The sequence below is a fragment of the Pseudomonas sp. TH32 genome (assembly GCF_016650855.1).
Taxonomy (GTDB): Bacteria; Pseudomonadota; Gammaproteobacteria; order Pseudomonadales; family Pseudomonadaceae; genus Aquipseudomonas.
On sequence record NZ_JAEKFA010000002.1, the window covers coordinates 1,184,626 to 1,199,131 of the forward strand.

Consider the following 14,506-nt stretch of genomic DNA (forward strand, 5'->3'; position numbering starts at 1 on the left):
GACTGGTGGATACGTTCGACAAAGCGGTTGAACGCACTGGCGAGTTGGCCGATCTCATCCCGGGACTGCACCTCCAGCCGCCGCGTCAGGTCGCCTTCGCCCCGGGAAATATCTTCCATCACCCGGGTCAGGGTTTGCAGCGGGCGGGTAATGCGCAAGGCCGCGTACCAGATCAACAACAAGCCGAGCAGGGCCGAGCCGCCGCCCAGCAGCAGTTCCAGGGCGGTGCTTTTCACCCCTTGGGCATCCAGTTGCTGTTGCAGCGCGGTGACCGGTGCCAACAGCACCGACTGCGGCACGCCCACCAGCACGCCCCACGGCGCAGCACCGGCGATCGGTGCCAGTGGCTCAAGCAGTTTGATCTGTTGTTGATCGATAAAGGTGTGTGGCTGCCCTTGGCGCAGCGCGTCGAGTATTTGGGCACCGTCCGGCATCACGGTGCTGATTGGCTGCCCCAGGTGGCTGGCATCCTCGCTGTAGGCGGAAATAACCCCCTTGGGGCTGACGATGCTGACTTGCCCGTGGCCGTCGAACAGTTGCCCGGCGCTGGTTTGGCTGGCCTGCTGCAAGGCCGCCAGGTTGATGTCCAGCCCGACCACCGCAATCACCTTGCCGTGTTCCATCAGCGGGAACGCAATGCTGGTCACCAGCTTGCGGCTGCCGGACGCCTCGTCGAAATACGGCTCCAGCACACAGGCTTTGGCGGTGTCGCGGGCGCAGGTGTAGAAGGCGTTGTACGGCGCGCCGCTGGGGCCGGGAGAGGTATTGGCCAACAGCGCTTCGTCGCCGACCACCGCCGTCAGCTCGCCCGGTGTGGCCTGCACCCAGTACTGGGCGAAACGCCCGGCTTCGTTACTGCCCACGGCCGCCTGGTCGATGAACTGTGCATCGTCGCCGTCCAGGGCATTGGCTTCAAAAATGACATAAATCCCGAGCAGGTCGGGCTTGTCGATCAGGGCCTGGTGCAGTTGGGTATTCAGCTCCTGGCGCAGTTGCGGGCGGGTCAGCTTGCCTTGCTGTTGCAGTTGCCGCAGGTACCGCACATAGCGCGACAAGCCCTGGCCGTATTCGTGGGTTTGCATGAAGGTGCGTTGCACCTGCATGGCCTGCACTTGCCCCAGGGCCTGCATGTGTTCCCTGGCGGCCGCGGCGAGCATCTCGCTGCTGGCCTGGGCCACGTGCTGGCTGCTCTGGTGTGTCTGGTACAGCGACAGGCTCATCAGCAGGCCGACTACCAACAACAGGCAGAGGCCGGCGAGCAGGGCGATCTTGCTCTGGATCGTGAGGAATTTCTTGTGCATGGCGAAGGCCTTGGCCAGGCGGGGCGATGGCGGCGCCACCGCCCCGGCCGGGCTTAGAAGTTAGTGGCGAACACCACTTGGCTGTAGAGGTTTTTATCGTGGTTGCCCAGCTGCGTGCCGCCCTGGTCGGCGCTCTTGTCCGGCTGGTACAGGCCAATCAGCGGCATCACCGTCAGGTGTTCGTTGACGTGCCATTCGGCATACAGGTCCAGCTCGTGGCCGTCGTTGTTGCCGAGGTTGCGGTCGATGGTCTTGAAGTCGAACAGCACCGCGCCGACGCTGAGGTTTTCCAGGGGCGAGACCTTGAACGTGACGTTCTGGATGCGTGAATTGTTGTTGAACGGCCCGGCGTAGTTGCCCGCCACTTCACCCTGGAACCAGGTGCCATAACCACGGCTGAATCCGTAGAACAGCGGGTCGAAACCTTCCGAGAAACGGCTGTAGCGGTAGCTCACATACGGCGTCCAGGTCACGTCGGCAAAGGTCCAGCCGGCTTCCAGGTACCAGGCGTCTTCGTTGCCGGTGTGAGGTTTGTCCTGCCAGGCGTACTCGCCGGACAGGAACAGGTTGGTCACCCCGGCATTGCCCGTGGCCCGCAGGCTGTAGGTCTTCATGCCGTCACGCTCCAGCTGGGTGGGGGAGGCGTACTGCTTGTCGACATCGGTGGTGTCGATGTAGGTCAGCCCCACGGTGCCTTCGGTGGCCACGTGTTCGAGGGTGGCGACGTACATTTCGGTCTTGGCCTGGGCGCGATTATCGGACTTGAGCCACATCAGGTCGCTGCGCCAGCCTTCCTTGCCGCCGAGGCGCAACACGGCGGTCTCGTCGAAGGCTTTGCGGGCAGCGATGTAGTAACCGCCGCCGCGATTGAGATCGCCATCGGCCACGCCCTTGCCGAAGTTCAAGGCGTCGCCGTCGATCAGGAAGCCGTCGCCGACCACGATGTTCTGGCGGCCGAAGGACAGGTCCACGCCATTCTCGCCCAGGGCGTCAAACAGCTTGCCCGAGCGCCAGCCGAGGTAGGCGTCTTCGAATTGGGTGGTGCGCTCCGAACCGTCGCTGAAGCCGGCAGCGTCGCCGTCGCCCCAGGTGCCGGAGCTCAGCAGGTTGGCCGCGCCGTAGGTGGTGCCGGCGCCGCTGAAGCTCTTGTCGAAGCTCAGGCCGTACTTGACGTAGCCCTCGCGCCAGGACGAGGAACCTTTGGCCAGGCGGCCGGAGGGGGCGTAGTTCTGCTGGCTGTGGAAGGCACCGAATACCGCCTCCAGGGTGGCGTTCAGGTGACTGCTGTCATCGGCGTACAACTCATAAGCGCCGGCCTGGTTGGCGCCGATCATCAGCGCGAGGGTCGAGAGACGAAGCAAGGGGGACTTGAGCATGGTGTGGCATCCATTCTTGTTCATGACCACAGGGTTGGGGTCTGCCGCGATACTAATGCTGGCGAAGTGACGTGCCTTTTGTCTGGTTGCCAAAGACTTGACTGTGCTTGCCAGAATCCATGGTTTGGCAGCCCCGCCAACACAACTGGCACGCAGGGCAAAACCCGAGCGACCTTGAGCCCTGACAATCGTCGGCAACTTCGATGGTTTCCAAGGTCGCTTTTCTATGTTCACTGCACACAGATTGTCCCTGGCCGGCGTGTTGTCGCTGGTCCTCGCCCACAACGCCTTCGCCGCCGAATGCGCCCCTGACCAGAGCCGTGGGGCCCAGGTGTTCGCCAACGAATGCAGCGTGTGCCACGCGGTCACCCAGGGCGGCGCGACGATGATGGGGCCGAACCTGGCCGGCGTGTACGGGCGCAAATCCGGCTCCCTGGCAGGCTTCAGCTATTCCCAGGCGATGCGTGACAAAAACGTCGAGTGGCAAGCCGAGACCATCGCGCAATTCATCACCCAACCCCAGGCGTTTGTGCCCGGCACCTACATGCCCTACATGGGCCTGGCTTCGGCCGACGATCGCCAAGCGGTCGCCTGCTTTCTCAAAGAACAACAGTGAATACAGGTGAATCATGAGCAACGTTGAAATCCTGCCGCAGGTGGCTGCATTCCTCGACCGTCGTCATGGCTGCTTTATCGATGGCCAGTGGGTGTTTGCCGAAGGCGAGCACATCAAGGTGGTCAACCCGGCCACCGGGCAAACCCTGTGCGAAACCCTGGACGCGCCGCTGCACGTGGTGGAGCAGGCGGTGCAGTCATCCCATGCGGCGTTCAAATCCCGTGTGTGGTCGGGTTTGCGCCCGGCTGACCGCGAGCGGATCCTGCTCAACTTCACCGCGTTGGTAGAGGCCCATGCCGAAGAGCTGGCGCAGCTGGAAACCTTGAGCCAGGGCAAGTCGATCAACCTGGCGCGGGGGCTGGACTTGAACGCCACCGTGGAGTTCATGCGCTACATGTCGGGTTGGGCCACCAAGATCGAAGGGCAGACCTTTGACGTGTCGATCCCGTTGCCGCCGGGGGCCAGGTTCACTGCGTTTACCAAGCGCGAGCCGGTGGGCGTGGTGGTGGGTATCGTGCCGTGGAATTTCCCGCTGCTGATTGCGGCCTGGAAACTGATGCCGGCCCTGGCCACCGGGTGCACGGTGATCATCAAGCCGGCGATGGAGACACCGTTGACGGCGATGCGTCTGGCGGAGCTGGCGTTGGAGGCGGGGATTCCGGCGGGGGTGTTCAACGTGGTCACCGGTGGCGGTGCGTCGGTGGGTGGGGTGCTGACGGCGCATCCGCTGGTGAGCAAGGTGTCGTTTACCGGCTCGACTGCGGTGGGCAAGAGCGTGGGTGTGGCGTGCATGGAAAACATGACGCGGTTTGCCCTGGAATTGGGGGGCAAGAATCCGATGATCGTGTTGGCGGATGCGGACATTGATAAGGCGATCCAGGGGGCGATCCTGGGTGGGTTGCTGAACAACGGGCAGGTGTGTGCGGCGGCTTCGCGCTTCTATGTGCATCGTTCGGTGTATGACCGGTTTGTCGAGGGGTTGGCGGCGGCGGTGTCGGCGATGCCGTTGGGGGCCGGGATGGACGGTGAGGCGGCGATTAATCCGTTGGTGTCACGTAAGCAGCAGCAGGGTGTACTGCGCCATATCGAGCAGGCTCGGGCTGAAGGGGCGCGCGTGGTGATCGGTGGGGATGAGGTCGTGGGTGAGGGGTTTTATGTGCGGCCGACGATTTTGGCGGATATCGATCATGGGATGGCGGTGGCCCGGGAGGAGGTGTTTGGGCCGGTGTTGGGGGTGATGGCGTTTGATGATGAGGATGCGGTGATTGCTTTGGCCAACGACAATCGTTACGGGTTGGCGGCGAGCCTTTGGACCAATGATCTGGGTAAGGCGATGAACCTTAGTGCCGCGGATCGAGGCGGGGACGGTTTGGGTGAATGCGCATGTGCTGCTGGACCCGGCGATGCCGTTTGGCGGGGTGAAGCAGTCGGGGATGGGGAGGGAGTTTGGGCGGGCGGTGATTGAGGCTTATACCGAGTTGAAGTCGGTGTGTATTGCGCATTGATCGGGTGTATATCCGTTGCTGCGGTAACGGCCGCTTATGGTTTCGCTCTTACAGCGACTCACTTTGGAAAAGCCCCAAAGTAAGCAAAGGGCTCTGCCCCGCCTGTCGGCACCTCGCTAAGGCTCGGTGTTCCCTCACTCCGGCGATGCTCCGCGGGCCGCCGCGATGGGCCATCCTTGGCCCAGCGCGGCTAAACCGGCGTCCTGCCGGTTTACCCGCTCCGCACCACCTGCGTTCGGCCTCGGGCTGAATGGGGCAGTCAGATCAAGATCAAAATCTACAGCACAGCGGCCTACAGGCCGGCTTGAGTGGTAGAAGCCAGATCAAAAGCCAAAGCCAAATCTGAAACTGATGCAGCTCTGCTTTTCTGTGGGAGCTGGCTTGCCTGCGATGGCATCACCTCGGTGTGTCTGATGTACCGAGTTGTCTGCATCGCAGGCAAGCCAGCCCCCACATTTGACCGTGCCCGCTGTAGATTTTGATCTTGATGTTGCCTTTGCTTCACACCACTCAAGCCGGCCTGTAGGCCGCTGTGCTGTTGATCTGCTTTTGATCTTGATCTTAGGCGCCCCGTTAAACCACGCTGGCCGAACGCAGGTAGTACGGAGCGGGTAAACCGGCAGGACGCCGGTTTAGCCGCGACGGGGCAGGGACGCCCCGTCGCGGCGGCCCGCGGAGTAATGCCGGAGTGAGGGCACACCGAGCATTAGCGAGGTGCCGAGTGGTGGGGCAAGAGCCTTTTGGTTACTTTTGGGCTTTTCAAAAGTGACCCGCTGTAAGAGCGGAACCCATACCAACCGTTACAAAAATAACGGATATGTACACCCCAGCCCCCCAACCCCCGCATTGCACCCACGCCCCAGAGCCGATAGTCTTGCAAACTGTTACCAACAACCCAATGCCCCAGCACTCCCGGGACCATTGGGTAAAAGGAGAGGTTTGTGAACATCGGACAGTTCGCCTTTCAACGCCAGGTTGAAACTCTATACGTCGACCACAACGGCTGGCTACGTACCGTATTGCGACGCAAGCTGGGCAACGCGTTCGACGCCGCCGACCTGGCCCACGACGTCTACCTGCAACTCATGCGCAAGGGCCAACTGCCGCCCACCGGCGAGTCCCGGCGGCATCTCACTCAGATCGCCAACGGCCTGGTCATCGATCTCTACCGCCGCCGCCAGATCGAATCCGCCTACCTGCAAGCCCTGGCCCTCTTGCCCGAACCCTCGGCACCGGACGAAGAAACCCGAGCCCTGGCCATCGAGGCCCTGATCGAAATCGACGCCGCCCTGCACAGCCTGCCACCCAAGGCGCGCCAGGCGCTGTTGCTGTGCAAGCTCGACGGCCTGAGCTACCGCGAGATCGCCGCCGAGTTACAGGTGTCCGTCTCGTCGGTGGAAAAATACATCGCCGCCGGCCTGATGGCCTGCTACCAGACCCTGCACGGCTGACCCGCCGCGATGTCGACCGAGCCGCCCATCTCCCCGGATATCATCGAACGCGCCACCGCCTGGATGGCGCGCCTCTGGGCCGACGACGCGAGTGAGGCGGACCACGCCAACTGCCTGAGCTGGCGTGCCGAACACCCCCATCACGAACTGGCCTGGACGCGCCTGCTGGGCTTCGAGCAAAAACTTCACAGCGTGCCCGCCTCGGTAGCCAAACACAGCCTGGCCGAACCCGACGCCCCTGACGCCCTCAATCGTCGGAGCACCCTGCGGTTGCTCGGCCTGCTGGTCGCGGCGGGTGGCCTTACCTACGGCGTGCGCCGCACCGACGCCTGGCAACTGGCAAGCGCCGGCCATAGCACGGCCACTGGCGAAGTTCGCGAAGTCGCATTGCCCGACGGCACCCGCGTGGTGCTGGCGTCCGCCTCGGCGATTGACGTGCAGTTCGACGACCATCAGCGCCTGGTGCTGCTGCGGGCCGGCGAGGTGTTCATCACTACCGCGCCGTCACCCCGGCCGTTTCGGGTACAGACGCGCCAGGGCGTGCTTCAGGCCCTGGGCACACGTTTCAGCGTGCGCCAATGCGATGACAGCTGCCAGGTGGCGGTGCTGGAAGGCGCCGTGCACGTCCAGCCCGCGCACGGCGCCGGTGTGCGGGTGGAGGCCGGCCAGGGCACGACGATCTCCAGGGACCAGGTACAACCCGTCACGCAGGTGACTGACCGCAACGTCGCCTGGGTCAAGGGCCTGCTGGTGGCCGACGCTACGCGCCTCGATGAGCTGGTCGCCGAGCTGGCACGCTATCGTCCCGGTGTACTGCGTTGCGCGCCGGAGGTGGCAATGCTGCGGGTCAGCGGGGTGTTGCACCTGGACAATACCGACCTGGCGCTGGACAACCTCGCCGCCGCGTTGCCGATACGCGTGGTGCGGCGGACGCGCTACTGGGTGACCGTCAGCGCCCCTGCCTGAATATTTTTTGCCTGTTCGATTGAGGGTTTTGGCCGCTCGTTCGGAAGACAAGGTAAGGGCGAGCACAGGCTCATTCAGTCAGGGAGACTTCATGAGTAACAAGGACAGGGCTGCGGCCAAACCCGGGGGGCGGGGCGCGGTCTCGCAGGTGTTGAGGCCGGTACGCGGGCGATTGGTCGTTGCAGCGCTGCTGGCCGGTGTGGGCAGCATGCTGACGCTGGTGCCGCTGGGCGGCATTGTGCATATCGCGAGGATCGCCCTCGGCGGGCCGTCGATGGCCCAGACCTCGAGTGAGGTGTGGTTGACGATCGGCGTCAGCCTGGCGAGCCTGTTCACGGGCATGCTGCTGCTGACGCTTGCCGAGACCATTGCGCACCTGGCCGACAATCACCTCACTCGCCACCTGCGGCTGGCGATCGCCCAGCGACTGAGCCAGGTGCCGCTGGGCTGGTTCACCGAGCGGGCGTCTGGCGAGGTCAAGCAGGCGATGCAGGACGATATCGGCATCCTGCACAGCCTCACGGCGCATTTCTACACCACCGTGGGCCGTTGCGCCGGGGCCGTGCTGCTGTCGACGGTCTATCTGTTCACGGTGGACTGGCGCATGGCGCTGGTCTCGCTGCTGCCATTTCCGGGGTTTTTCCTGTTTTTTGCCCAGGCGATGAACGCCAGCGGCAGCAACATGCAGGCCTTTGTCAAGCGCATGACCCGGGTCAATAACGCGGTGGTCGAGTTCGTCAACGGCATTCCCGTAGTCAAGGCTTTCGGCGCCACCGGCAAGGCCCATGCGGGTTACCGGGAGGCAGTGGATGATTTCAGCGAGGCCTTTGTTGCGTTCACCCGGCCGCTGGTAGGAACGATGGCCAACGCCAACGCGATGATCGCCCCGGTGACGGTGCTCGCGGTGGTGCTGACGTTCGGCATGCTGTTTGTCAGCCTTGGCTGGATCAGCGCCGTGGAGGTCCTGCCGTTTGCCCTGGTTGCGCCGGGCATCTGCGCGCCGCTGATGCTGCTGAGTTACATCGCTCACGATCTGGACAGCGCCGCCGGTGCTGCCCAGCGTGTGCAGGCACTGCTGGCAACGCCGGTACTGGCGCAGGTGGAACCGGGTTCCGAGCGGCTGCCCAAGGACGCCGAGGTGCGTGTCGAAAACCTCGGCTATGCCTACCACCCACAGAACCCGGTACTTTCCGGCATCAGCTTTACCCTCAAGCCCGGCACGGTGACGGCCATTGTCGGGGCCTCGGGTTCGGGCAAGTCGACCCTGGCGCGCCTGTTGCTGCGCTTTTTCGACCCGACCGAAGGGCGTATCACCCTGGGGGGCGTCGACCTGCGGCAGGTAGAGGCCTCGCAGCTCTACAGCCTGATCGGTTTTGTGCTGCAAGAGGTGCGGCTGGTCCACGCCAGCGTGGCCGAGAACATCGCCCTCGGCCGGCCCAGCGCCAGCCAGAAGGAAATCGAGGCCGCCGCGCGGGCGGCGAATATTCATGAGTGCATCATCGGTTTGCCCCGGGGCTACGCCTCGGTGATCGGCGAGGACGCGCAACTGTCCGGTGGCGAGCAGCAGCGCATCAGCATCGCCCGCGCCGTATTGCTGGCGCCGCCGGTGCTGGTGCTGGATGAACCCACGGCCGCCGCCGATGCGGGGAACGAGGTCGCGATCCAGGAGGCGCTGTCGCGCTTTGCCCAGGGCCGTACGCTGCTGGTGATCGCCCATCGCCTCGATACCGTGATGCACGCCGACCACATCATCGTGCTGGAAAACGGCCGCATCGTTGAACAGGGTACCCACCCTCGACTGATCGCGCAGGAGGGCCGCTACGCGCGCCTGTGGGCGTCGGGCGGTTACAAACAGACCCGGGAACAGGCGCTGCCGACATGCTGAAAACCTTTATCGAACTGCTGGGCGACGAGGGCCCGGTATTCCGTCGTTACGTTGGTAAGGTGGTGTTCTACGGCGTGCTGTGCGGGCTGACCCTCGCCGCGCTGGTGCCGGTGCTGACCGATATGCTCAACGGTGACCTTGCCGAGGCCGCGTTGTGGCTGGTGGTGTTCCTCGCCGCGGTGGTCACGTGTTGGGCCACCCGCCGGGAAGTCGAGAAGGCCGGCGTGGCGGTCGGCGTAGCGGTGCTGCAAGGCGGGCGTCAGCGCATCGGCGACCACGTGGCCGGCTTGCCTGTCGGCTGGTTTACCCCCGATAACACGGCGCGGCTCAACCAGGTGGTGACCCAAGGCATGATGGCCGTGGCCCAGCTTCCCGCCCATGTGTTTACCCTGGTGCTCAGCGGCGTGGTGACGCCGTTGGTGCTGGTGCTGGCGCTGTGTGTGCTGCACTGGAAGCTGGGGCTGATCGCGGTGTTGGCGCTGCCGATTCTCGGCGCAGCGTTTTGGTTCAGCGCGCGGCTGGGCCGGCGTGCCGACCGGGCGTTCCAGCGCAGCTCGGCGCAGACCAGCCAGCGCATGCTGGAATTCGCCCAGTCGCAGTCGGTGTTGCGCGCATTCAGTGGCAGCGGCAGGGCGGTGTTCCTGCAACGGGCGATTGAGCGGCAACATGCAACCGGGGCGCGCCTGATCCTGCTGTCCGCGACGTCGGTGCTGCTGAATATGTGGCTGGTGCAAGGGGTGTTTGCGGCCTTGTTGATCACTGCCGCGTTGTGGCTTGACGCCTACCTGGGGAACGCCTTGCACGTGGGCTCGGTGATTGCGGTGATGGTGTCGCTGTTGCTGGTCAGCCGCTTCATTGACCCGCTGCTGGAGGTGGCCGGCTATGGCGAGACCCTGCGCAGCGCCGGGGTGCAGCTTGAGGCGGTACGGGAGATCCTGGCCGCATCACCCCTGCAGGAGCCGGGCGCGCCGCACTCTCCACGGGACGCCTCGGTGGAATTGTTCGACGTCAGCTTCCGCCACCCGGGCGGTCCTCGGGACGTGCTGCGCGGGGTAAACCTGCGGATAGAGCCTGGCAGCATGACCGCGCTGGTGGGCGCTTCGGGTTCCGGCAAGACCGCGCTGCTGCGGCTGGTCGCGCGGTTTTTCGAAGTCAGCCAAGGGCAAGTATGTGTGGGGGGCGTTGACGTGCGGCAGATGTCCGGCGAACAACTCAACGCGCAGATCAGCCAGATTTTCCAGGATACGTACCTGTTCGAGGGCAGCGTCGCCGACAACATTCGCCTCGGCAAGCCCGACGCCAGCGATGCGCAAGTGCTGGAGGCCGCGCGGCAGGCTGGTGTGCAGTCGATTATCGAGCGCCTGCCCATGGGGCTTTCCACCCGTGTCGGCGAGGGCGGGGCGCGCCTGTCCGGCGGCGAGCGCCAGCGTATCGCGATCGCCCGTGCGTTGATCAAGGGCGCGCCGATCCTGCTGGTGGACGAAGCCACGGCGGCACTGGACGCCGAGAACCAGGCGGTGATCGCCGAGACCCTGGCACGCTTGCGCGGCACGTGCACGTTGATCGTGATTGCGCATCAGTTGTCGACGGTGGTGATGGCTGACCAGATTGTGGTGCTGGATGAAGGGCGGGTGGTAGAGCAGGGCACGCCTGAACAGTTGACGGCGCGACAGGGGCGCTATGCCCGGTTCCTCGCGCAGCGGCGAGCGTCGAAGGGCTGGCGTATTGCCTAGTGGACCCGCCAGGACGGCGGGTCCGATGGGTGGGTCAGAGCTTCGGCAGTTGCCCGATGCGGCCCATCATTTCAGTGACGATCTGCAGGTCCAGCAGGAACTGGTCGACGGTCTTGAACTCGTTGTCGGTATGGCCGGTGTACTTGACCTCCGGCCGCGCTAGGCCAAACTGCACGCCATTCGGTAGCTCGTGCACCGAGGTCGCGCCGGCCGATGTGCCGTACTTGTGCTCCATCCCCAGGTTTTCGCTGGCCACCGCCAGCAGCGCCTTGACCCACTCGCCTTCAGGGTTGCGGTACATCGGTTCGGCGATGGAGTAGTCGAAGCTCACGGCCACGTGGTTCTTCTGGGTCCAGGCGGCCAGCTTGTCGGCGATTTCAGCCTTGAGCGCTTCCGGCGACTTACCCTTCGGTACTCGCAGGTTGACGGCCAGTTTGAAGGTGTTGTCATCCTCGCCCACATAGGTCAACGACGTGGTCAGCGGCCCCATGAACGCATCGGAGAAACCGACGCCCAGCTTGCCGCCCAGGTAATCCAGGCCCCAGTTATTGGCGGCATAATGCGCGGCGTCGGTGAACTGGTTGTGCTTGAGCGCCACCTTGCCGTCGAGGCTGTTGAGGAAGTCGAGCACCCTGGCCACCGGGTTCACCCCGGACTCCGGCTCGGAGGAGTGGGCGGACACACCGGTGACGGTCAACTGAACGTCTTTGCCGACCACCTTGGCCGCCACTTCGAAGTCGCCGCCATTGCGCTTGGCGTACTCGCTGCCGGCCTTTTGCAGGCTGGCGGCCAGTTCGGCGGGCTTGTCAGTGAGCAATGTCACCACCGAGGCCGAAGGAATCTGATTGGTGGCCTTGCCGCCGGTCATCGAGATGATTTCTGCGCCTTTGCCTTCAGCCTTGCGCTTGGGGAACTTGGCCATGACCGTGCCGTAGCCTTTCTCGGCGATCACCACCGGGTAGCCGCCATCCAGCGCCAGGTTGTAGTTAGGCGTTGGGTTATGTTCGAAATAGTACGGGATCGCGTCGCCGGAGGTTTCCTCGGTGGTGTCCACCAACAGCTTGAAATTGCGTGCCAGCGGCAGCTTCTCTTCCTTGATCACCTTCATCGCGTACATCGCCACCACGATGCCGTTCTTGTCATCCTCGGTGCCACGGCCATACATGCGGTCGCCGATCAGCGTGACCTTGAACGGATCAAGCTTGGTGCCATCTTTCAGTACCCAGTTTTCCGGGGTTACCGGCACCACATCGGCGTGGGCGTGGATGCCGACGACTTCATCGCCGCTGCCTTCCAGGGAAATCTCGTAGACACGGTTGTCGATGTTGCGGAAGTTCAGGTTGAACGACTCGGCCAGGCTTTTGATCTTGGCGGCGATCTTGGTGAACTCGGGGTTGTCATGCTGGGCTACGCCGGCCACCTGGAAGGTCGGAATCTCCACCAGCTCGCGTAGGGTTTCGGTGGCGGCGGCGCCGTACTTCACCCGCGCATAGAGGCCCAGCAGGCGATGGATTTCGTTCTGCTGGTCGGCGGTCAGGTTCTTGTTGTCGAGGAAGGCACTGATGGCCGGGCCGAGGTTGTCGCTCTTGGCCACATCGCTCTTGGCCAGGCTGGCGAGGAACTGCCGGAAATCCTTGACCGAAGCATCGCTGAAGGTCTTCAGGATGATCGCGTTCTGTTGTGGCGTGAGGTTGGCTTGAGCCTGGGTGGTAAACACCGAAAGACTGGCGGCCATCAGGGTGGCTACGGCCAGTTGCTTGAGGGAAAAGTCCATTGCTGAGGGCATTCCTTTGCAGGGAGTGAGTGAGAAATGTCTGATCGAAAGGTCAGAAACAATTTCACACACTACCATCGGGAGGCTGGGGTAGGGGAGCCCCCGCTGTTGGAATCTTCCTACGCAAACGAAGAGGCGGCGAATCTGCGGGATCTCTAAGCCGCCGTCTTTCGCTTAATGGCTATTCGCCAGTCCATCAGCCCTTCAACTCCACCAACTGCTTCCAGTCAATCGAAAACCGCGCCAGGTATTTGCGCAAGCGGTCGGCATCGTTCGGTTGCGCCTTGGCTTGTCGGGAGACGCCGAACAGGCGCCTTCCCGCATCGGAAATACTGTCGGACTGGCGGCAGATTTCGATCACGGCGTTGAGTTGCAACTGGTCGAACAGGTCCAGTTCGGTATCGACGCCCAGGCGTGACAGCCAATCGTTTTGCGGCGACTCCAGGCCCCAGGCGTAGCGCAGTCGATCGATTTCTTCCTGGGTCTGGCTTTCGTCGATGCGCCCGCTGTCCGCCAGGGTGGCCATGCGCGTGATGGACGCCGACAGTTCGCGAAAGTTGCCCAGCCACGCCGCTTCGCTGGAGCAGGCAAAGGCGAGGTAACGCCGGCGTGCTTCCAGGTTGAAGCGCACCACCTGGCCTTGTTCGCGGGCGTGGCGCTCCAGTTCGAAGTCGATGTTGGGCTCGATGTCTTCGCGGCGCCCGGCCAGGCCCGGCAGGTCGAAGGTCCAGAGGTTGATCCGGGCATACAGGTCTTCGCGGAACAGCCCTTCGGCGACGCGGCCGCGCAGGTCGCGGTGGGTGCCGGCGATGATCAGGAAGTCGCTGGTGACTTCCTGGTCTCCGCCGAGGGGAAGAAGCGTTTTTCTTCGACGGCCTTGAGCAGCATCGCCTGTTCGTCGAGCCCCAGTTCGCCGATCTCATCCAGGAACAACATGCCGCCATCCGCCGCGCGCAGCAAGCCATCGCGAGCGTTCTGGGCGCCGGTGAAGGCACCTTTGATATGGCCGAACAGCGCCGACATCGCGCCATCGCCGCGCAAGGTGGCGCAGTTCACTTCGACAAAGCGCCCCTGGACTTGATGCCGGCTGCGCTTGAGTTCGTAGATGCGCCGCGCGAGGAATGACTTGCCGGCACCGGTGGGGCCGATCAGCAGCATCGGCGCCTTGGAGCGTACGGCCACACGTTCGATTTGTTCGATGGAGCGGTTGAAGGCCGGGTTGCGGGTGGCGATTCCGGATTTGAGGAAGGCCAGGCTTTCCAGGCGCTTGTGGGCGAAGCGCGATGCGATGCGGTCGTAGCGTGACAGGTCGAGGTCGATCAGGGCATGGGTACCGGTGGCGCGCTCTTCTTCGTTGCGACGGCGAGCCGGGGAGGTCTGGATCAACCGGGCGGGCAGGTAGCGTGCTTCCGTCAGCAGGAACCAGCAGATTTGCGCGACGTGGGTGCCGGTCGTGATGTGGACCAGGTAGTCCTCGTGGTCGGTATCGAAGCGGTAAGCGGCGGTGAAATCGTGCAGCGCGCCGTACACCTCCTCGAAATCCCAGGGGTTCTTCAGGTGCATCGGGTGCAGCCGCACCTCGGTTTCCGGCGATACCTGCTGGATGTCGTCGCGGACTCGCTGAGCCAGGCTGACGTCGCGGGCATCGATGCCGTGAATCAGTTCGAGGCGATTAATCAGTACCTCTTGCTGCTGGCAGAGGCCCACGCTGGGACGCCAATGGTTCCAGCGGTTGACACCTTTGCCGACCCGGTCGAGGGTTGAGCCGATAAAACCGATGGCAACCGTGCGTTTTTGACTCATGGTGATACCAAAATATATATGACGATATCTAAGGATAAGTAATTTGTGATGCGAATGTCACCGCTGCTGAGCGGTGAAATGACCAGAATTAAAAAT

At 63.5% G+C, this 14,506-nt stretch carries 7 protein-coding genes and 3 pseudogenes; 6 read left to right on the forward strand and 4 right to left on the reverse strand.

Annotated elements, in window-relative coordinates:
- Window positions 1–14: 14 nt before the first annotated feature.
- Both JFV30_RS33605 and JFV30_RS09190 read right to left on the reverse strand, forming a co-directional pair.
- Window positions 15–1,301, reverse strand: a pseudogene (locus JFV30_RS33605) (HAMP domain-containing protein); the annotation flags it as partial.
- A gap of 53 nt (window positions 1,302–1,354) precedes the next feature.
- Window positions 1,355–2,677, reverse strand: coding sequence for a hypothetical protein (locus JFV30_RS09190; protein WP_201123198.1), 1,323 nt, complete (start codon window positions 2,675–2,677; stop codon window positions 1,355–1,357).
- Between the two features lie 226 nt (window positions 2,678–2,903).
- On the opposite strand from JFV30_RS09190, the gene JFV30_RS09195 reads away from it, so the two are divergent.
- The 6 genes and pseudogenes from JFV30_RS09195 (at window position 2,904) to JFV30_RS09220 (ending at window position 10,833) form a co-directional block, all read left to right on the forward strand.
- On the forward strand, window positions 2,904–3,293 hold the full coding sequence (locus JFV30_RS09195) for a c-type cytochrome (protein WP_201123200.1): 390 nt from the start codon (window positions 2,904–2,906) through the stop codon (window positions 3,291–3,293).
- A gap of 13 nt (window positions 3,294–3,306) precedes the next feature.
- Window positions 3,307–4,798, forward strand: a pseudogene (locus JFV30_RS09200) (aldehyde dehydrogenase family protein).
- Between the two features lie 941 nt (window positions 4,799–5,739).
- Window positions 5,740–6,249, forward strand: coding sequence for a sigma-70 family RNA polymerase sigma factor (locus JFV30_RS09205; RefSeq protein ID WP_010173563.1), 510 nt, complete (start codon window positions 5,740–5,742; stop codon window positions 6,247–6,249).
- Between the two features lie 9 nt (window positions 6,250–6,258).
- On the forward strand, window positions 6,259–7,215 hold the full coding sequence (locus JFV30_RS09210) for a FecR domain-containing protein (RefSeq protein WP_201123202.1): 957 nt from the start codon (window positions 6,259–6,261) through the stop codon (window positions 7,213–7,215).
- Between the two features lie 91 nt (window positions 7,216–7,306).
- Window positions 7,307–9,100 carry an ABC transporter ATP-binding protein gene (locus JFV30_RS09215; RefSeq protein ID WP_201123204.1) on the forward strand — a complete coding sequence of 598 codons (1,794 nt, stop codon included), beginning with the start codon at window positions 7,307–7,309 and terminating at the stop codon, window positions 9,098–9,100.
- A complete protein-coding gene (locus JFV30_RS09220) occupies window positions 9,094–10,833 on the forward strand; it encodes an ABC transporter ATP-binding protein (protein ID WP_201123206.1) in 1,740 nt (579 codons plus the stop codon). Before JFV30_RS09215 ends, JFV30_RS09220 begins: the two co-directional genes overlap by 7 nt.
- Before the next feature lie 34 nt (window positions 10,834–10,867).
- Here JFV30_RS09220 and JFV30_RS09225 read toward each other — a convergent pair whose 3' ends face one another.
- Together JFV30_RS09225 and rtcR are read right to left on the reverse strand one after the other, a co-directional pair.
- Complete coding sequence (locus JFV30_RS09225; protein ID WP_169387984.1) at window positions 10,868–12,607, reverse strand: dipeptidase; 1,740 nt, start codon at window positions 12,605–12,607, stop codon at window positions 10,868–10,870.
- Between the two features lie 196 nt (window positions 12,608–12,803).
- Window positions 12,804–14,410: pseudogene (gene rtcR, locus JFV30_RS09230) on the reverse strand (RNA repair transcriptional activator RtcR).
- Window positions 14,411–14,506 lie beyond the last annotated feature (96 nt).

Bases quoted from the DNA above. Each gene is read 5' to 3' on its own strand.
- JFV30_RS09225 (WP_169387984.1), bottom strand. From the start codon at position 12,607: ATGGACTTTTCCCTCAAGCAACTGGCCGTAGCCACCCTGATGGCCGCC.
- JFV30_RS09220 (WP_201123206.1), top strand. From the start codon at position 9,094: ATGCTGAAAACCTTTATCGAACTGCTGGGCGACGAGGGCCCGGTATTC.
- JFV30_RS09215 (WP_201123204.1), top strand. From the start codon at position 7,307: ATGAGTAACAAGGACAGGGCTGCGGCCAAACCCGGGGGGCGGGGCGCG.
- JFV30_RS09195 (WP_201123200.1), top strand. From the start codon at position 2,904: ATGTTCACTGCACACAGATTGTCCCTGGCCGGCGTGTTGTCGCTGGTC.
- JFV30_RS09190 (WP_201123198.1), bottom strand. From the start codon at position 2,677: ATGCTCAAGTCCCCCTTGCTTCGTCTCTCGACCCTCGCGCTGATGATC.
- JFV30_RS09210 (WP_201123202.1), top strand. From the start codon at position 6,259: ATGTCGACCGAGCCGCCCATCTCCCCGGATATCATCGAACGCGCCACC.